The organism is Streptomyces sp. NPDC046759 (genome assembly GCF_040645475.1).
In the GTDB taxonomy this organism is placed as follows: Bacteria; Actinomycetota; Actinomycetes; order Streptomycetales; family Streptomycetaceae; genus Streptomyces.
Genome location: NZ_JBEYYJ010000027.1, coordinates 127772 through 144559 on the forward strand (window position 1 = coordinate 127772; position 16788 = coordinate 144559).

Annotated in this window: 17 protein-coding genes, 1 tRNA gene and 2 pseudogenes; 10 read left to right on the forward strand and 10 right to left on the reverse strand. The window is 71.2% G+C overall.

Annotation, left to right across the window (positions count from 1 at the left end):
• Window positions 1–2: 2 nt before the first annotated feature.
• A pseudogene (locus ABZ919_RS31105) lies at window positions 3–540 on the reverse strand (sigma-70 family RNA polymerase sigma factor); the annotation flags it as partial.
• 73 nt (window positions 541–613) lie between these two features.
• The gene (gene arfB / locus ABZ919_RS31110; protein WP_361254109.1) at window positions 614–1075 is read right to left on the reverse strand and encodes an alternative ribosome rescue aminoacyl-tRNA hydrolase ArfB; all 462 of its coding nucleotides are present in this window, start codon (window positions 1073–1075) and stop codon (window positions 614–616) included.
• Window positions 1076–1276: 201 nt separating this feature from the next.
• Here arfB and ABZ919_RS31115 point away from each other — a divergent pair, with 201 nt between their 5' ends.
• The 3 genes from ABZ919_RS31115 to ABZ919_RS31125 all read left to right on the forward strand — a co-directional run bounded on the left by ABZ919_RS31115 (window position 1277) and on the right by ABZ919_RS31125 (window position 3404).
• On the forward strand, window positions 1277–1852 hold the full coding sequence (locus tag ABZ919_RS31115; RefSeq protein WP_361254111.1) for a TerD family protein: 576 nt from the start codon (window positions 1277–1279) through the stop codon (window positions 1850–1852).
• Window positions 1853–1969: 117 nt separating this feature from the next.
• Window positions 1970–2923 carry a bifunctional GNAT family N-acetyltransferase/NUDIX hydrolase gene (locus ABZ919_RS31120; protein WP_361254113.1) on the forward strand — a complete coding sequence of 318 codons (954 nt, stop codon included), beginning with the start codon at window positions 1970–1972 and terminating at the stop codon, window positions 2921–2923.
• A gap of 7 nt (window positions 2924–2930) precedes the next feature.
• Entirely contained in the window at window positions 2931–3404 is a 474-nt protein-coding gene (locus ABZ919_RS31125) for a hypothetical protein (RefSeq protein ID WP_361254115.1), read from the forward strand.
• A 15-nt stretch (window positions 3405–3419) separates the two neighbouring features.
• Here the strand turns inward: ABZ919_RS31125 and ABZ919_RS31130 are convergent, their stop codons facing one another.
• A complete protein-coding gene (locus ABZ919_RS31130; RefSeq protein ID WP_361254117.1) occupies window positions 3420–4811 on the reverse strand; it encodes a M1 family metallopeptidase in 1392 nt (463 codons plus the stop codon).
• Window positions 4812–4888: 77 nt separating this feature from the next.
• Here ABZ919_RS31130 and ABZ919_RS31135 point away from each other — a divergent pair, with 77 nt between their 5' ends.
• On the forward strand, window positions 4889–5389 hold the full coding sequence (locus ABZ919_RS31135; RefSeq protein ID WP_361254119.1) for a hypothetical protein: 501 nt from the start codon (window positions 4889–4891) through the stop codon (window positions 5387–5389).
• A 54-nt stretch (window positions 5390–5443) separates the two neighbouring features.
• Here the strand turns inward: ABZ919_RS31135 and ABZ919_RS31140 are convergent, their stop codons facing one another.
• The 3 genes from ABZ919_RS31140 to ABZ919_RS31150 all read right to left on the reverse strand — a co-directional run bounded on the left by ABZ919_RS31140 (window position 5444) and on the right by ABZ919_RS31150 (window position 7659).
• Window positions 5444–6133 (reverse strand): pentapeptide repeat-containing protein, encoded by a 690-nt coding sequence (locus ABZ919_RS31140; RefSeq protein ID WP_361254121.1) that lies wholly within the window; start codon window positions 6131–6133, stop codon window positions 5444–5446.
• Window positions 6134–6204: 71 nt separating this feature from the next.
• Window positions 6205–6684: a GNAT family N-acetyltransferase gene (locus tag ABZ919_RS31145; RefSeq protein ID WP_361254123.1), complete on the reverse strand. Its 480-nt coding sequence runs from the start codon at window positions 6682–6684 to the stop codon at window positions 6205–6207.
• A 57-nt stretch (window positions 6685–6741) separates the two neighbouring features.
• Entirely contained in the window at window positions 6742–7659 is a 918-nt protein-coding gene (locus tag ABZ919_RS31150; protein WP_361254125.1) for an aminoglycoside phosphotransferase family protein, read from the reverse strand.
• Between ABZ919_RS31150 and ABZ919_RS31155 the strand changes: the two genes are divergently transcribed.
• Both ABZ919_RS31155 and ABZ919_RS31160 read left to right on the forward strand, forming a co-directional pair.
• The gene (locus ABZ919_RS31155; protein ID WP_361254126.1) at window positions 7658–8311 is read left to right on the forward strand and encodes a rhomboid-like protein; all 654 of its coding nucleotides are present in this window, start codon (window positions 7658–7660) and stop codon (window positions 8309–8311) included. The two genes, ABZ919_RS31150 and ABZ919_RS31155, sit on opposite strands and share 2 nt — an antisense overlap.
• Window positions 8312–8321: 10 nt before the next feature.
• The gene (locus ABZ919_RS31160; protein ID WP_361254128.1) at window positions 8322–9728 is read left to right on the forward strand and encodes an FAD-binding oxidoreductase; all 1407 of its coding nucleotides are present in this window, start codon (window positions 8322–8324) and stop codon (window positions 9726–9728) included.
• Between the two features lie 55 nt (window positions 9729–9783).
• Here ABZ919_RS31160 and ABZ919_RS31165 read toward each other — a convergent pair whose 3' ends face one another.
• The 3 genes from ABZ919_RS31165 to ABZ919_RS31175 form a co-directional block, all read right to left on the reverse strand.
• Complete coding sequence (locus ABZ919_RS31165) at window positions 9784–11394, reverse strand: cation acetate symporter (protein WP_361254130.1); 1611 nt, start codon at window positions 11392–11394, stop codon at window positions 9784–9786.
• A complete protein-coding gene (locus ABZ919_RS31170; protein WP_361254132.1) occupies window positions 11391–11849 on the reverse strand; it encodes a DUF485 domain-containing protein in 459 nt (152 codons plus the stop codon). Before ABZ919_RS31170 ends, ABZ919_RS31165 begins: the two co-directional genes overlap by 4 nt.
• A gap of 753 nt (window positions 11850–12602) precedes the next feature.
• Window positions 12603–12851, reverse strand: coding sequence for a hypothetical protein (locus ABZ919_RS31175; RefSeq protein WP_361254134.1), 249 nt, complete (start codon window positions 12849–12851; stop codon window positions 12603–12605).
• Window positions 12852–13289: 438 nt separating this feature from the next.
• Here ABZ919_RS31175 and ABZ919_RS31180 point away from each other — a divergent pair.
• Window positions 13290–13643 (forward strand): annotated as a pseudogene (locus ABZ919_RS31180) (tyrosine-type recombinase/integrase); the annotation flags it as partial.
• 122 nt (window positions 13644–13765) lie between these two features.
• Here the strand turns inward: ABZ919_RS31180 and ABZ919_RS31185 are convergent.
• Window positions 13766–13839, reverse strand: a tRNA-Thr gene (locus tag ABZ919_RS31185).
• A gap of 207 nt (window positions 13840–14046) precedes the next feature.
• Here ABZ919_RS31185 and ugpC point away from each other — a divergent pair.
• The 3 genes from ugpC to ABZ919_RS31200 all read left to right on the forward strand — a co-directional run bounded on the left by ugpC (window position 14047) and on the right by ABZ919_RS31200 (window position 16662).
• A complete protein-coding gene (gene ugpC / locus ABZ919_RS31190; RefSeq protein ID WP_361254136.1) occupies window positions 14047–15183 on the forward strand; it encodes a sn-glycerol-3-phosphate ABC transporter ATP-binding protein UgpC in 1137 nt (378 codons plus the stop codon).
• A gap of 209 nt (window positions 15184–15392) precedes the next feature.
• Window positions 15393–15854: a hypothetical protein gene (locus tag ABZ919_RS31195; RefSeq protein WP_361254138.1), complete on the forward strand. Its 462-nt coding sequence runs from the start codon at window positions 15393–15395 to the stop codon at window positions 15852–15854.
• A 76-nt stretch (window positions 15855–15930) separates the two neighbouring features.
• Window positions 15931–16662 (forward strand): nucleotidyltransferase family protein, encoded by a 732-nt coding sequence (locus tag ABZ919_RS31200; protein ID WP_361254140.1) that lies wholly within the window; start codon window positions 15931–15933, stop codon window positions 16660–16662.
• Window positions 16663–16788 lie beyond the last annotated feature (126 nt).

Below are 16788 nucleotides of genomic sequence, written 5' to 3' on the forward strand. Positions count from 1 at the left end.
GACTCCCGCTGCCGGACCAGACCGGTCTCGGGCGTGTCCGCGCCCCGCACCCGCCGGCGTGCCCTGCCGGCCAGCTGCCGCGCCGCGGCCGGGTTGCGCCCGAGGACGCCGCCGACCTCCTCGAACGGCACCCCGGACAGATCGTGCAGCACGAACGCCAGCCGCTCGGCCGGCGACAGGGTGTAGAGGACGACCAGCAGCGCCGCCCCGACCGAGTCCGCGAGCAACGCGTCCTGTGCCGGGTCCGGTTCGGCGGAGGCGCGCGGGTGCCAGGTGTCCAGGCTCCTCGCCCCGGGAGCGCCGGGAGCGCAGCATGTCGAGGCGGACCCGGCCGACGACGGTGGTCGGCCAGCCCCCGAGGTTGCCCACCTCCCTGGTGTCGGACCGGCTCAGCCGGAACCACGCCTCCTGCACCGCGTCCTCGGCCTCCGCGGCCGAGCCCGGCATCCGGTAGGCGACGGCCCGCAGATGCCCCCGGTACGCTTCGGACCGCTCGGCGAGAAGGTCGTCGTCGTGGTGCTGGTGCTCCTGGTCGCTCATCGGGGTGCCCGGCCTCTTCGTCGTCGGTGGTCCTCTGCCCCACTGACGAACCCCGGGCGCCGAATGTGACGGCTCAGGCCCAGTCCCGGCCCGAACGGCCCCGCTTCGTCTGCGCGCGCTGCTTCTTCTCCCGCAGCCGGCGCTCGTTGATGCCGCGCGGGATCCGGGTCGGCTTGCGCGGCTTGGGCGGGGGCGCGCTCGCCTCCGCGAGCAGGGCGGCGAGGCGTACGGCGGCGGCCTCGCGGTTGCGCCACTGGGAGCGGTGCTGGGAGGCCCGCACGGACACCACGCCGTCGACGAGCCGGCCCGCGAGCCGCTGCAGTGCCCGCTCCTTCCACACCGGCGGCAGCGCCTCGGTGCGGGCGAGGTCGAAGCGCAGCTCCACCTGCGAGTCGGTGGTGTTGACATGCTGCCCGCCGGGCCCGGAGGACCTGGAGAAACGCCACATCAGCTCGGCCTCGGGAAGCGAGACGGAGCCACGGATACGGAGTTCTCCGGAGGCGCCGCCCCCGGACCCCAGGGAAGGACCGGACATGCCGTCCATGTTCCCGGTACCGCCCCGTCTCGTCATCCCGATTTCCGGCCGCGGCCCCCGCACTCGGTAAAGCCGCGGCCCCCGCACTCGGTAAAAAGGGTAAAGGCATCCGGAACCACCGGGACCCCCCTCGACGTTCTTCCCGGTGACGGTAGCTTCATCGGCACCGACACACAGAAATCCAAGGAAGGGACTCCCGACATGGCAGTAAGCCTGTCCAAGGGTGGCAACGTCTCGCTCACCAAGGAGGCTCCGGGCCTGACCGCCGTCACCGTGGGCCTCGGCTGGGACGTCCGCACCACGACCGGCACGGACTTCGACCTGGACGCCTCCGCCATCGCGGTCAACCCCCAGGGCAAGGTCTACTCGGACGCGCACTTCGTCTTCTTCAACAACAAGCAGACCCCGGACAACTCCATCGTCCACACCGGTGACAACCGCACCGGCGAGGGCGCGGGCGACGACGAGGCGATCAACGTCAACCTGGCCGCGCTCCCGGCCGACGTCGACAAAATCGTCTTCCCGGTCTCCATCTACGACGCCGAGAACCGCGGCCAGAACTTCGGCCAGGTCCGCAACGCCTACATCCGCATCGTCAACCAGGCCGGCGGCTCCGAGATCGCCCGCTACGACCTCTCGGAGGACGCCGCCACCGAGACGGCCATGGTCTTCGGCGAGCTGTACCGCAACGGCGCCGAGTGGAAGTTCCGCGCGGTGGGCCAGGGTTACGCCTCCGGGCTGGTCGGCATCGCCCAGGACTTCGGCGTGAACGTCTGACGGACGCGCGTGTCCGCAGGAAGCCCCGGCCCGGCCGCCCGCCGCCGGGGCTCCCGTGGTTCTGGGCGGGAGGAAAACCGGAGGTGGGCCCCGGCTCCTCGGGGATAGCTTGCCTCTGTGATCCTCGAACCGCTGTCCCCCGGCCGGGACCTGCCGCCCCCGCTGCTGGCCGAGCTGACCGCGCTCTACGCGTCCAACCGCGAGTTCCACCGGCTCAGCGGCGACTTCCCCGACCCGGACGCCATACGTCCCGAGCAGGTCGCGGCCGCGCTGGCCGAGGACATGGCCGTGCCGGGCGCCGAGGTGCTGCTCGCCCGCACCGAGGAGGGACGCCTGCTCGCAGTCGCGGGCACGCTGGCCCACCACCCCCAGCCCGCCGACCCGGACCCGTGGATCGGCCTGCTGATGGTGGACGCGGCCGAGCACGGCAAGGGCCACGGCCGTACGTTCGCGGGCCTCCTCGAGCACCGTTTCCGCGCCCAGGGCCGCAGCGCCGTACGGCTCGCCGTCCTGGAGAACAACCCCAGGGCCCTGGCCTTCTGGACCACCCTCGGCTACGAGATCGTCGACCACCGACCCGACCGGGCCCACGGCCGCCCCTGCGCCGTGCTGCGCAAGGTACTGGGCGACGGGGCGCGCACGCCGCGGAGCGCGGCCCGGACCGCCGTCGTCGACCCGGAGGGCGCGGTGCTTCTCCTGCGGTACGACAACGTGGAGGTCGGCGTCCACTGGGCCCTGCCCGGCGGTGGCCTGGAGGCCGGCGAGTCCCCGCGCGAGGGCGCCCTGCGTGAGCTCGCCGAGGAGACCGGCTGGTCCGACCTGGAGCCGGGACCGCTGTTGTGCACCTGGGAACACGACTTCACCCACACCGGCACTCCGGTCCGCCAGCACGAGCACGTCTACGTCACCCGAGGCCCGCGCAGGAACCCGGCCGGTCCCGAGATCGCCGCGGCGCACACGGCCGACGGCATCCTCGCCTGGCGGTGGTGGACGCGTCAGGAACTGACCGAGGCACCCGAACCGGTGTGGCCACCCGGGCTGGCGGCACTGCTGGACGCGTGGGAAGGCTGAGCGGGCGGTGGAGTGGACGACACTGGCCGGGACGGGACTCGGCGCCGTCGTCGGGGTCGGCTCGACGCTGCTCGCCGACCGGGTGCGGTGGCGGCGGGAGACGGGTGAGCGGGACCGGCGCGAGCGCCGGGACGTCTACGTCACCTGCCTGACCAAGTACCGGCTGGCTTATGAGGGCATGTACGCGGCCGCCTCCGCCCACCGGGACGGGCCCGCCGACCACAGGGACGCCGCCGTGCGGGAGGCGTTCCGCGCCTCGGGCTGCGACGAGGTCCGGGAGACCGTGCTGATCTGCGCCCCGCCGGAGATGTCCACGGTCGCCGAGGACGTCTACGCCTCCCTGCGGGCTCTGCTGGAGGTGTTCGCGGCGGGTGATCCGGCCCTGGACACACCGGGGTTCCAGGAACACCGCCTCAGGCACGCGCAGGCCGTGTGGGCGGCGCGGGCGGCGATGCGGACGGCACTGGGGCGGGGAGACTGAGCGTCGTGCGGCCCGTCACGGGTGGGCCGGCTTGCCGTCGCCGTACAGCCAGTCCTTCCAGATCTCGGTGAAGTCCTTGTGCGGTGCCTTCCTCTCCACGTACGCGGTGAAGTCGGCGGTGCTCGCGCTGCCGTGGCGGTGTGCCGCCGCCCAGCCCTGGATGATGGCGTAGAACGTGTCGTCGCCCACCTTCTGCCGGATCTTCTGCAGGACCATCGCGCCGCGCTCGTAGACGGGGCTGTCGGAGATGTGGGCGGCGCTCGACGGCTTCGCCGGCGGATAGGCCCAGATGGCCTCGTTGTCGCCGTCGTAGAGCTCCATGAAGGTCTGCTGGGCGCTCTTGCCTCCGTGGTCCTCCCCGTACAGCCACTGCGCATAGGTCGCGAAGCCCTCGTTGAGCCACATGTCCTGCCAGGACACGGGGGTGACCGAGTCGCCGTACCACTGGTGGGCGAGTTCGTGCACGAGGGTGCCGGTCTCGGGCGCGCCCGGGAAGAAGGGCCGGTTCTGGGTCTCCAGGGCGTAACCGGCGTCGTCGGGGCGGGCGACGATCGCTCCGGCGGAGGAGAAGGGGTAGGGCCCGAAGTTGTACTCCTCCCACTTGATGATGCCGGGGAGCTTCGCGAGCACCTCTTCGGCCGCCTTCTCCTGGGTGGGGTCGACGGCGGTGAGGATCGGCAGTCCGTGCGGGCCGGTGCTGCGGGTGAGGTCGAAGTGGCCGACGGCGACCGTGGCCAGGTAGCTCGCCATGGGCTGCGCGGTGTGCCAGTGCCAGGTCGTCCGGCCGCCCTTGGTGGACTGGTCCGTCAACTCGCCGTTGGAGACGGCCTGCAGGCCCTTGGGAACGGTGACGGTGATGTCGTAGGACGCCTTGTCGGAGGGGTGATCGCTGCCGGGGAACCAGGCCATGGAGCCGACGGGTTCGCCGAGGCCGAGGGCCCCGTCGGCGGTGGGCAGCCAGCCCTCCTCGGAGCCGTCGGGGTCGGTGAGGGTGCGCGGCTTGCCCGAGTAGTGGACGGTGGTGCGGAAGGTCTCGCCCCGGCTCAGGTCGTCGTGCGGGCGGACGGTGAGTTCCTGGCCGGCCCGGTTGAAGCGGGCCTTCCTGCCCTCGACGGCGACCGCGTCCACCTGCAGCCCGGCCAGGTCCAGGTCGAAGGCGGACAGGTTCTGCGTGGCACGGGCGGTGATGACGGCCGTGCCGGTGAGACGGCGGGTGGCGGGGGTGTAGTCCAGGGTGAGGTCGTAGTGCCCGACGTCGTAGCCGCCGTTGCCGGCTTTCGGGAAGTACGGGTCGCGTACGCCGGAGCCTCCGGGGGTGCCGTGCACACCGCCGTCGCACGCGGCGGCGGTGAGGGCGAGGACCAGCAGGGTGGCGACGGCTGGTACCAGGCGCACGGATCTGGACATGTCAGTGATCTTAAGTGCCGGGGTCCGTGTGACCCGGGTGTCGGGGGCTTGTGCCGAGGCGTGACACCATTCCTGCCGTGCTCGACATCGGCTACGCCCTCTCCAACCGGTTCCCGGACCCCCCGCAGACCGACTACCGACGCGCGGACGTCCGGGCGCTGCGGCACGACCTGTTCTGCGGTGACGTGTATCTCGCGGACACCGGGACGGACCAGGAGCTGTCCACGGCCTGGGGATGGGTGCCGGTGCTGGACTTCGCGTGGGCGCTGTGCGACATCGCCGAGCGGCTGGACCGGGACCCGCTGGGCTCCCGCGCCGCCCGGCCGCAGCGAGCCGAGCTGGACTTCACCGAGTCCACCGACCGGATGCTCTTCGAGCGCCGCTTCGGCTGGGTCGACATCACCGCCGACTGGGTGCCCGCCGAGCAGGCCCCGCTGTCCTTCTCGCACGCCGAACTGCGCCGCGAGGCCCGTGACTTCCTGCACGACCTGATCGCCGATCTGACCGACCTCCATGAGGAGCTGGCGGAGAACCCGGCCGTCTGGACCCTGCAGGCCCGCTTTCCCCGGGTGCCGTAGCTGCCACCGCCCTAGCTGCCACGGCCGCCGTAACTGCCGTAGCTGCCGTAAGGCCTACTCCACCCGGATCCCCAGCTCTGCTGCCAGCACCGGAGCCAGGTCGAGCAGTTGCCCCGTGCTGATCACCGCCCCCGACAGCCGGTCCAGCCCCCGCACGATCTCCAGCGGAGCTGCCCCGCGCAGGTCCACGTCCTGCAGTGTGACGCTGCCGAAGTCGGCCTCCCTCAGCACGCAGTCCACGAACTCCACCCGCTCCAGGACCGCGCCCGCGAAGTCCGGCTCGACCAGGACGCAGGACTCGAAGACGACGTCCTTGAGGCGGGCCTCGCGCAGGTTCAAGTAGTCGATCTTGCCGCCGCGGACCACGACCCGCTCCAGGACGGCGCCGTGCACCTGCGTGCCGCCCAGCCGGGCGTCGATCAGCTCGACGTCCCGGAAGGTGGACTCGGCCAGATGCGTGCCCACCCCGCGCAGCCCGGTCAGGACCGAGTCCAGGACCCTGGCCCGGCCCAGCGCTGTCCCGTCCACCGCGCAGCCCGTCAGCGCGCAGTCCATGAACCGGGCGCCCACGCCGTCCTGCCCGCTCAGGTCGGCGTCCCGGAACTCCAGCCCGTCGTAGTCCCCGTCCGGTGCCAGCTCGCCCCCGCGCCACGGCTCGAGGGGCGGCAGCCGCAGCTCCGGCCGTCGCGCGCCCCGCACCGCCGCCCGGCCCGCCGCACGGCCGCCCGTCGCTCTCCTCACCATGCCCCCCATGCTGCACCCCACCACTGACAATCCCCCCGACCTGGCCGAAGAGGACGGGCCCGGTGCCCCGATCAGTGATCCGACCCCAGCGCCGCCAGCGCCTCGTCCGTCAGCCGGTACACCGTCCACTCGTCCTGCGGACGCGCACCGAGCGCCTCGTAGAACCCGATCGCGGGCCGGTTCCAGTCCAGCACCGACCACTCCAGCCGTCCGTACCCACGCTCCACGCAGATCCGCGCGAGCTCGGCCAGCAGTGCCCGCCCGTGCCCGCCCCCGCGTGCGGCCGGGCGCACGTACAGATCCTCCAGGTAGATCCCGTGCACCCCGCGCCAGGTCGAGAAATTCAGGAACCACAGCGCGAACCCGGCGACCTCACCGCTGTCGTCGTCCACCGCCACATGCGCGAACGCCGCGGGCCGCTTGCCGAACAGCGCCTCCCGCAACTGCTCCTCGCTCGCCCGCGCCTCCTCGAGCGCCTTCTCGTACTCGGCCAGCTCACGGATCAGGGCATGGATGACGGGGATGTCGGCGGGCACCGCGGCACGAATCATGAGGGGAGGCTAACCGCGCGCGGCCCGCTCCCGGCACCCGGGCTGTTCCGGTCCGGCTCACCCGGCGCGGAGCCGGCGGCCGATCTCCAGCTGCCGCTCCTCGATCACCCGGCCGGCCGCCACGTCCCACAGCACGTTCTGCAACAGCCGTCCCAGCGTCCAGGCGCGGGCCCGCTCCCGGTCCAGGCCGAGGACATCGGTCATCGCATCGAAGCGCCGGCCGACCTCGGCCGCCTCGAAACGGTTGTCCAGCGCCGGCCACAGCTCGAAGCCGGGGTCGCCCGCGAGCGGCTTGGGGTCGATGGCCAGCCAGTCGGCGCGGTCGGCGGCGAGGACGTTGTCGAAGTGCAGATCCCAGTGCAGCAGCCGGTCGCCGGGCTCGGCGACGACCTCGCGCACGGCGGCCGCGCAGTCGGCGACCAGCCGGCGGACCCGAAGGTCGCAGATCCGCTCCAGCGCCGGCGGGGTCCGCTCCAGCATCGCCGCGGCGATGTCGCCGAGCCTGCGCATCCCCGGCGGCGCCGGGAACGACGTCAGATGCGCCAGCAGCCGGGCCACGACCAAGGCGGCCTCGCGGGTGTCGGCCACGGCGGACAGCATCCGGGACTCGTCCAGCCGCTCCAGCAGCATGGTGCCCGTCCCCGGATCGTGGTCCAGCAGCCGTACGGCGCCGTCGCCGTCCCACACCCGCAGCGCGACCGGCTCGCCCTCGCTCTCCTCGTCCGGCAGCTGCAGCTTGAGGACGGCACGTCCGCCGCCCGCCCGGACCACCGGCAGCACCAGGGCGCTGACGCCGTTCATCGACGGCCCGTCCAGCCGCAGCCCCCAGCGGTCCAGGAAGGCCGCCACCAGATCCGGCAGCCCGGCGACGAACGCCCGGCCCGCCGCGCCGTTGTACCTCTCCTGGGCTTCCGCGAGATCGCCGGGGATGTCAATCACGGACCGGACGATACCGGCGTGCGTGAATCGGCTCATGGGATTCAACCGGGGACTCGGCGGCGTGTGGGCCTTCATCCGCAGTGCTCCCGGCACGTACGTGTGGCTGGCGGTCCTGTTCGTCACGACCGTCGCGCTGCACCAGATGTCGCCGGAGTTCGAGCAGCACTTCCTGCGCCAGCGGTCGACCAACATCCACGAGCTGTCACGCAACCCCGTGCGCGTGCTGGTGGCCAGCGCCATGTGGATCGACAGCGGCCGCTGGCTCCCCTACGTCGTGCTGTACACCGTCTTCCACGCGCCCGCCGAACGCTGGCTCGGCACGGCCCGCTGGCTGGCCGTGTGCGCGCTGGCGCACGTCCTGGCCACGCTGATCAGCGAAGGGGCCCTGCTGAAGGCGATCCGCGACGGCATCGCCCCGCACGCGGCGGTCAACACACTCGACATCGGCGTGAGTTACGCGCTGGCCGGGATGGTCGGCGTGCTCACCTACCGGATCGCGGTGCCCTGGCGGTACGTGTACCTGATCGTGGTGCTGTCCGTCTTCGGGCTGTCGCTGACGCAGGGCCGGACGTTCACCGGACTCGGCCACTTCGTCTCCCTGCTGATCGGACTGGCCTGCTATCCGCTGAGCCGGGGCCGCGGAAAAGCATGGAATCCGAAGGAGACACTGACCGGTCTCAGGGATTAACGTCCCGGCCATGAACAGCTCGGCAAGCAGTGCCGTCAACGGCGGGATCTCCTACTGGTACGCGGACGACGGTCTCCCGGCGGTCCGCGAGCCGCTGCCCGGGGACGCGACCGCCGACGTCGCGATCATCGGCGGCGGCTACACCGGCCTGTGGACGGCCTACTACCTGAAGAAGGCCGCCCCCTTCCTCCGCATCACCGTGCTGGAGCAGAAGTTCTGCGGCTACGGCGCCTCCGGCCGCAACGGCGGCTGGCTGTACAACGGCATCGCCGGCCGCGACCGGTACGCCCGGCTGCACGGCCACGAGGCCGCCGTACGCCTGCAGAAGGCCATGAACGACACGGTCGCCGAGGTGATCGCCGTCGCCGAGGCCGAGGGCGTCGACGCCGACGTGCACCGGGGCGGCGTGCTGGAAGTGGCCACGACCCCGGCCCAGTTGGCCCGCCTGAAGGCCTTCCACCAGCACGAGCTGTCGTACGGCGAGAAGGACCGCGAACTGTACGGCGCCCGGGAGACCGCCGAGCGGATCCGGATCGCGGACGCCGTGGGCTCCACCTGGACCCCGCACGGCGCCCGCCTCCACCCCGTGAAGCTCGTCAAGGGCCTCGCGGCCGTGGTGGAGGCCCTCGGCGTCACCATCCACGAGTCGACGCCGGTCACCGAGATCCGCCCCAAGCACGCCGTGACCCCCTACGGCACCGTCCGCGCCCCCTACGTCCTGCGCTGCACCGAGGGCTTCACGGCGTCCCTGAAGGGCCAGCGGCGCACCTGGCTCCCCATGAACTCGTCGATGATCGCCACCGAGCCGCTGACCGAGGAGCAGTGGGCGTCCATCGGCTGGAACGGCCGCGAAACCCTGGGCGACATGGCGCACGCCTACATGTACGCCCAGCGCACCGCCGACGGCCGGATCGCGCTCGGCGGACGCGGGGTGCCGTACCGGTTCGGCTCGAGGACGGACAACGACGGCCGTACCCAGCGGGCGACCGTCGAGGCCCTGCACGAGATCCTGACCCGCTTCTTCCCGTCCCTGGCCGGGGTGCGGGTGGCGCACGCCTGGTCGGGTGTGCTGGGGGTGCCGCGCGACTGGTGCGCCACGGTGACGCTCGACCGGTCCACCGGCCTCGGCTGGGCCGGCGGCTACGTCGGCTCCGGCGTCGCCACCACCAACCTGGCCGCCCGCACCCTGCGCGACCTGGTCCAGCAGGACTCCGGCCAGGGCGGCCGCACCGAGCTGACCGACCTGCCCTGGGTGAACCACAAGGTCCGCAAGTGGGAGCCGGAGCCCTTCCGCTGGCTCGGCGTCCACGGCATGTACGCCACCTACCGCACCGCCGACCAGCGCGAACGTCTCCGTCCGGGGACGGAGTCCTCGCGGCTGGCGAAGGTGGCGGACCGGGTGGCGGGGCGGCACTGAGCGGACGGGCCGGCCCCGGCACCGGCCCCGGCACCGCCCCGCGACCGGGAGGGACTCAGTTCCCCCGGCGTGCCGCCCCCGCCAGGATCCAGCCCTCGACCGCCTCGTACTGGCGGCGCTGCTCCGCCGCCTTCTGCCGCCCGGAGAGCACCGTGCCCAGCCAGCCGAGGCCGAAGCCCAGCGGGACGGACACCAGCCCGGGGGTGGTGAAGGGGAACCAGTTGAAGTCGGCGTTCGGGAAGGCGGCGAAGGAGGAGCCGGAGACGAGGTTGGTGCCCGTCATGAGGACGATGGTGGCCACCGAGCCGCCGATGAGGGTGAACAGCAGCCCCATGCGGGTGTAGCGGCGCCAGAAGAGGCTGTAGACCAGCGCCGGTGCCAGCGCGGACGCGCCGAGGGAGGCCGACAGCAGGGCCAGCGGCTGCAGGTTGTGGTGCTGGACGAGGATCGCCAGAAAGATCGTCGGCGCGCCCACGGCGAGGGCGGACAGTCGGGCGAGGGTCATCTCGCGGCGGGCCGAGGTCGGCTTCGCGCGGCTCGCGAACAGGTCGTGCGCGAGGGTGTTGGCGCAGGCCAGGATCATCCCGGCGACCGAGGCGAGCAGGGTGAGGAAGAGCGCCGTCGCGACCATGGTGAACAGGAAGGTCTCGGCCGTCGACACATCGGGCCCGAGGGCGGCCCGCGACCCGAGCAGGTAGGCCGTCCTGCCCGTCGGGTCGGCACCCGCGATGGTGGCACGGCCGATCAGTGCCGTCGCGCCGAAGCCGACGATGGTGATGATCAACGTGAAGAGGGCGACGCACGGCACGGCCCAGGACATCGACCGGCGCACCTGACGCGCGCTGCGCGCCGTGTACATGCGCATGGTGATGTGCGGCAGGCAGGCGCCTCCGAGGACGACGGTCAGCTGGGCGCTGATCATGTCGAGCCGGGGGTAGGAACCGCCGGCGAACTCCAGACCGGAACGCAGGAAGGCCGGCCCCACTCCGCTCCGTCCCGCCGCCGCGGCGAACAGCTTGCCCGTGTCCCAGTCGAACTGCCGCAGCACCAGGACGGCCACGATCGCGCCGGAGCCCAGCAGCATCACGATCTTCAGGATCTGGACGAGTGCCGTGCCCTTCATGCCGCCGATCGCCGCGTAGCTGATCATCAGGGCGCCGATGCCGAGGGTGCACGCGGTCTTCAGGGAGTCGCTGGAGAAGCCGAGGATGAACGCGAGCAGATCGCCGGTTCCGGCGAGTTGGAGCAGCATCATGGGCACCAGCGCCGTGATCGTCGCGGCGCAGGCGGCCCCGCGCACGGCCCGCCCGGGCATGCGCCGCGCGAGGACGTCGCCCATGGTGAACCGTCCGGCGTTGCGCAGGGGCTCCGCCAGCAGGAACATCAGCAGCATCAGGGACAGGGCCGTGCTCAGCGCCAGGACGACACCGTCGTAGCCGTAGATCGCGATGACCCCGCCGGTGGACAGCACCGTGGCGGCGGAGATGTAGTCGCCGGCGATGGCGAGGCCGTTGCGCATCGCGGACAGCGACCCGTAGCCCGTGTAGAACTCGTCGAGGTCGTCCCGGTCGGGCCCCGTCATCACGCACAGCAGCAGGATGATCGTGGCCACCGCCGTGAACGCCACCAGGGACATCGCGTGCGTGGAACTGCTGAAGCCGGTCACCGCGTCGCCCCCCGCCCCGCGTCCGCCGCGGCCTGCTCACGGATCCGGTCCGCGATCGGGTCGACCCTCCGGCGCGCCGTGTGCTCGTACAGCGCGATGGCCAGGCACGTCACAGGTATCTGCAACAGCCCGAGCAGCAGTCCCGACGTCAGGCCGCCCGAAATCACACCTGTCATCAGCGAGGGAGCGAACGCGGACAGCACGAGGAAGAGCGTGAAGTACCCGAGCGCCGTGAACGTCGCGACGCGGCGCTGCCGGCGGTAGGCGCCGCGCAGCAGGCGCAGCTCACCGTGCGCGCTCGGTGCCGGGGGGCGCGGCGCGCCCCGGCCGGTGGACTCCGACTGCTGCCACAGCTGCGCGACGTAGGAGGGCGACGACGGGAAGGCGGCCCCGTACGGCGGTGCCGGGGGGCGCGGATACTCCGGGTACTCCGGGGACGAGAACGGGTCTGTCATCCCGACTCTCCTTGCATGGCTCAGGTCCGTGCGGACGGCAGGGAGTGGGGGGTGAACGCACGTTACTCGTGCGTATGGTGTTTGGCGAGGGCCGGCGGAGACCAATCGCGCCCATGAGCGTGGTCGTGCGGAGGTTCCCGGGGCGGGCATGCCGAAGCCGGCGACACGTCCCCCGTCGTCATGGCAGACGATGCCGCGCAGTTGACATTGCCGCTGCACGCGGCGGTGATTGGCCGGGGCGGCTTGCCGGCACCCTGCGCCTCGGTCGCTCGTCCACCGAGGTCCGGTGTAGACGATGCAGATCTCGGAGCACAGCCAATGCCGCCCCGGACCGATCACCGGCCGGGGCGTTCGTGCCGTTCAGAATGAGAGCCCCCTGTCGGATTCGAACCGACGACCTTCGCTTTACCGGCGGAGACCAACGCGGTCCAGATCCTGATGTGGGTTGTCGTGGCCGTGGCGGCCCTCCGGTGTACCGCAACGGCCACGAGCTCGGACACCTGAGCCGCCGCGGATACCAGCTCACCGGGCTGAGTACACGTCAGTTTGGCAGGCTGGTCACCGCACGGATCACGCGGGTGACGCCCTGACGTCGAAAGCCAGGTGCACCGAGACAGAGACGAACGTCTCGGGAGCACTCGCCAGCCCGCCCCTCCCGCGGGCCGGCACATGGATCCGGGTGCCCGTGGGGTTCGAGCACCCGGATACAACCTTCGCTTGTCTATGTCAGGGGATGTCGCTCACTGCTGAGGCTCAGTACCAGCCCCACCCCCAGCCGCCGCCCCAGCCCCAGCCGCCCCAGCCCCATCCCCAGCCGCCGCCCCAGCCCCAGCCCCAGCCACCGCCGCCATGGTGGTGGCCCCATCCCCAGCCACCGCCGTCGTGGTGGTAGGTGACGACGTGCTGCGGGGCAGCGGTGGTGGCGGCCGCGTGGGCGGCTCCAGCCCCGGCCGCGATGGCCAGGATCGGCGCCGAGCAAATTGTGACGGCCACTCTCTTCATACGTGTGGTGTGCGCGCGCATGATTCGCCCCTCTCCGGAGGGTCTCTGGTTTTCACGGCGGCCTCCACGGGCCGCCCGCCCGCGCTCGGAGCCTGCGCGTAGCTCCGGCGCCCATCCACCGCATGTGCCTGCGGCGGTCACCATCAGCGGCAAGAAACCGGCATAAATGGCTTTTGCCTTAAACGTACGACAAGGTCACCAGGCAGTCAAAACGAGGAACCGAGCCTGGGCCCGGTGCGCCAGCTGTGAACCATATGAGGCCTCAAACTCGCGCCGGCTGACTGGCAACGCCCCGGCTTCCGGGAAGACTACTTCGACGCTGTTCTCGACGCGGTAGCTGACTACCGCCGTCTCCGGGCGGAAATGTTCCAGCGGTCGTAGCTGCCGCTGAAGCGTGGTTAGAGCCTCACTGGCCGGACACCTTCTCGCGTTCCCCGTCGCGAGCTCTCCCCGTGGACGCTGGACGAAACGCTGAGGTTCCTCGAGGAGGCGCGCCGCGATCCGCTCTACGCCGCCTTCGTCCTGGCGGTCTCCATGGGCCTGCGGCGCGGCGAGATCCTCGGGCTCCGCTGGTCGGACGTGGACCTTGAGCATCGAGTGTTGCGGGTCAGCAAGCAGGTGCAGCGCGTGGGCGGGGAGCTCTACGAGAACACCACCAAGAGCGGCTGGGCGTGTCCGGTGCCCCTCCCCCTCATCTGCCTTGCTGCGCTCCGCTGGCACCGGCTGCGGCAGACCGAGGCTGCACGGGTCAAGGGAGTCGAGCTGTCCCCGTCGTCGTACGTCTTCACCACTCCATGGATCGCCTGCTCAGGCGCCGTGTCGACCGTGAGTGACTGCCCGCGTTGATGTCACCCGTGGATGTCGAACGCCCCGGACCGATCACCGGCCGGGGTGTTCGTGCTGTTCAGAGTGAGAGCCCCCTGTCGGATTCGAACCGACGACCTTCGCTTTACAAGAGCGGCGCTCTGACCAGCTGAGCTAAGGAGGCGTGCACGCGGGTGCTCGTGCAGTGTACCCAGGTCCGCGGCGCGTCCTGTCGAAAATTTCCGCGAAGTTCACAGTCCTCGAGGTACTGACAGACTGCGTGAACGCCAGGTACCGTCCTGAGCCAGTTCACTCGTGTGGACTACACCAACCACCTTCCTACAACGGATCGTCCGGCACGTTCCTGCCGGTAGAAGGGGGCCCATTCACCATGGCCACTGTCACGTTCGACAAGGCGACCCGGATCTACCCGGGTTCCACCAAGCCCGCCGTCGACTCGCTCGACATCGCGATCGAGGACGGCGAGTTCCTCGTCCTGGTCGGCCCGTCGGGTTGCGGAAAGTCCACCTCGCTGCGGATGCTCGCGGGCCTGGAGGACGTCAACGCCGGCGCCATCCGCATCGGTGACCGCGACGTCACCCACCTGCCGCCCAAGGACCGGGACATCGCCATGGTGTTCCAGAACTACGCGCTCTACCCGCACATGACGGTCGCCGACAACATGGGCTTCGCGCTCAAGATCGCCGGCGTCAACAAGGCGGAGATCCGGCAGAAGGTCGAGGAGGCCGCGAAGATCCTCGACCTCACCGAGTACCTGGACCGCAAGCCGAAGGCGCTCTCCGGCGGTCAGCGCCAGCGTGTCGCCATGGGCCGCGCCATCGTGCGTGAGCCGCAGGTCTTCCTCATGGACGAGCCGCTGTCCAACCTGGACGCCAAGCTCCGGGTCTCGACCCGTACGCAGATCGCGTCCCTGCAGCGCCGCCTGGGCATCACCACCGTCTACGTCACCCACGACCAGGTCGAGGCCATGACGATGGGCGACCGCGTGGCGGTCCTCAAGGACGGCCTCCTGCAGCAGGTCGACTCGCCGCGCAACATGTACGACAGGCCCGCGAACCTCTTCGTCGCCGGCTTCATCGGCTCCCCCGCCATGAACCTGGTCGAGGTCCCGATCACCGACGGCGGCGTGAAGTTCGGCAACAGCGTCGTCCCGGTCAACCGCGACGCCCTGAAGGCCGCCTCCGACAAGGGCGACCGCACGGTGACCGTGGGTGTCCGTCCCGAGCACTTCGACGTGGTCGAGCTGGGCGGCGGCGCGGCCGCCTCCCTGACCAAGGAGAGCGCGGACGCCCCGGCCGGTCTCGCCGTGTCCGTGAACGTGGTCGAGGAGCTGGGCGCCGACGGCTACGTGTACGGCACCGCCGAGGTCGGCGGCGAGGTCAAGGACCTGGTCGTCCGCGTCAACGGGCGCCAGGTGCCGGAGAAGGGCTCCACGCTGCACGTCGTGCCGCGGCCGGGCGAGACCCACGTGTTCTCGACCTCGACGGGTGAGCGCCTCTCCGACTGACCAGCGGGTTTGTACCGAGGTTGACGGAAAGGGCCCCGCGGAGCACCGCGGGGCCCTTTCCGTATCGGGCATAGCCCCGGAAATACCCCGGCCCCGCGACCATTCCGGGTGGGGCAGGTCAACCCCCTACCCAGAAAAAGTCGCCTCTCCGTCCCCCGAAGGGGTGACTAAATGTCGCCAAATCATTACCCCGCGCTACTCTCACACGCGTGAAGCACTCCACCACGCCACAGACGCGACGCGGCCACCGGGGCGGCCCTGCCCGCCGGATCGGCCGCACTCTCGCCCTCGTCCTGCCCGTCGTCCTGGTGCTCTCCGGAACCCTCGCGGTCACCCGGGTCAACTGGACCGGGAGCCCCTCCAGCTCGCTGCTGGCCGCCTCGGACGTCTCCCCGGCGAAGGTCTCCACCAAGACGGTCTCCCGCGCCCCGCAGGACGTGCTCCGCGACCAGCTGGTCGGCGAGCTGCAGGACAAGAATCCGGCGGTCGTCCTCACCCACCTCCAGCAGGCCGTCAACGGACACCCTTCGCTGGCCCGGCACTGCTCCGCCATCGCCCGCACCCTGGGCCAGGCCGCGGTGCGCATCTACGGCGCCTCGCGCGCCCAGTCCTACGCCCGACCGGTGTGCGACACGTCGTTCGCCTCGGGTGTGCTCGCCGCGCACAGCTGACGGTCCCCGGTAAGGGGTCCCCGAGGACCGCGCCGCCGCCGGGCGGCGCGGGTCGGGCGCCACGTACAGTGCGGTCATGACCCATCCCAACGCCGCGTCGCGCCCCACTCAAGCCGTGGTCCTGGCCGGTGGCCAGGGCTCCCGGTTGCGTCCCTACACCGACGACCGGCCCAAGCCGATGGTCGAGATCCCTGGCACGGGCACTCCGATCATCGGCCATCAGCTGACCTGGCTCGCCGAGGAAGGCGTGACCGACGTGGTGGTCTCCTGCGGCCACCTCGCCGACGTCCTGCAGAAGTGGCTGGACTCCGCCGACCTGCCCGTCTCGGTCACCACCGTCGTGGAGACCGAGCCCCTCGGCCGCGGCGGCGGCCTCAAGTACGCCGCCGCGCATCTCCCCCATCCCGACCGGCCCTGGTACGCCACCAACGGCGACATCTGGACCCGTTTCTCGCTGCGGGACATGGCCGACTTCCACACCGAACGGGATGCCGTCGCGACCCTGTCCCTGGCCCGGCCGCGGATCCCGTGGGGCGCGGTGAAGACCGACGGGTTCGGGCACATCACCGACTTCATCGAGGCCCCGCCCTCGACGTTCGAGATCAACGCCGGTGTGTACGTCTTCTCGCCCGAGTTCGCCGAGTTGCTGCCGGAGCGGGGCGACCACGAGCGCACGACGTTCCCCGGGCTCGCCCGGGAGCGGAAGCTCTTCGGCTTCCCGATCCCGCAGGGCGCCTACTGGCGGGCCATCGACACCGCCAAGGACCTGACCGAGGCGGCCAAGGAGCTCGCCGCTCTGGGGCGGTAGCCGTATGCCGGAAAGGGCCCCGTACCTCCCTGGCGGTTTCTAGGGGTCGTCGCAACACGTGGTCGTGTTGATCAGGCCGCGAGCAGTTTATGCAGGCGCTCGGCTGGGGTTTCCCAGCCGAGCGTT

Excerpts from the sequence above, each read along its gene's own strand:
- arfB (WP_361254109.1), bottom strand. The coding sequence starts at position 1,075 with ATGTCCGGTCCTTCCCTGGGGTCCGGGGGCGGCGCCTCCGGAGAACTC.
- ABZ919_RS31115 (WP_361254111.1), top strand. The coding sequence starts at position 1,277 with ATGGCAGTAAGCCTGTCCAAGGGTGGCAACGTCTCGCTCACCAAGGAG.
- ABZ919_RS31130 (WP_361254117.1), bottom strand. The coding sequence starts at position 4,811 with ATGTCCAGATCCGTGCGCCTGGTACCAGCCGTCGCCACCCTGCTGGTC.
- ABZ919_RS31140 (WP_361254121.1), bottom strand. The coding sequence starts at position 6,133 with ATGGTGAGGAGAGCGACGGGCGGCCGTGCGGCGGGCCGGGCGGCGGTG.
- ABZ919_RS31145 (WP_361254123.1), bottom strand. The coding sequence starts at position 6,684 with ATGATTCGTGCCGCGGTGCCCGCCGACATCCCCGTCATCCATGCCCTG.
- ABZ919_RS31155 (WP_361254126.1), top strand. The coding sequence starts at position 7,658 with ATGGGATTCAACCGGGGACTCGGCGGCGTGTGGGCCTTCATCCGCAGT.
- ABZ919_RS31150 (WP_361254125.1), bottom strand. The coding sequence starts at position 7,659 with ATGAGCCGATTCACGCACGCCGGTATCGTCCGGTCCGTGATTGACATC.
- ABZ919_RS31160 (WP_361254128.1), top strand. The coding sequence starts at position 8,322 with ATGAACAGCTCGGCAAGCAGTGCCGTCAACGGCGGGATCTCCTACTGG.
- ABZ919_RS31170 (WP_361254132.1), bottom strand. The coding sequence starts at position 11,849 with ATGACAGACCCGTTCTCGTCCCCGGAGTACCCGGAGTATCCGCGCCCC.
- ABZ919_RS31175 (WP_361254134.1), bottom strand. The coding sequence starts at position 12,851 with ATGAAGAGAGTGGCCGTCACAATTTGCTCGGCGCCGATCCTGGCCATC.
- ugpC (WP_361254136.1), top strand. The coding sequence starts at position 14,047 with ATGGCCACTGTCACGTTCGACAAGGCGACCCGGATCTACCCGGGTTCC.
- ABZ919_RS31200 (WP_361254140.1), top strand. The coding sequence starts at position 15,931 with ATGACCCATCCCAACGCCGCGTCGCGCCCCACTCAAGCCGTGGTCCTG.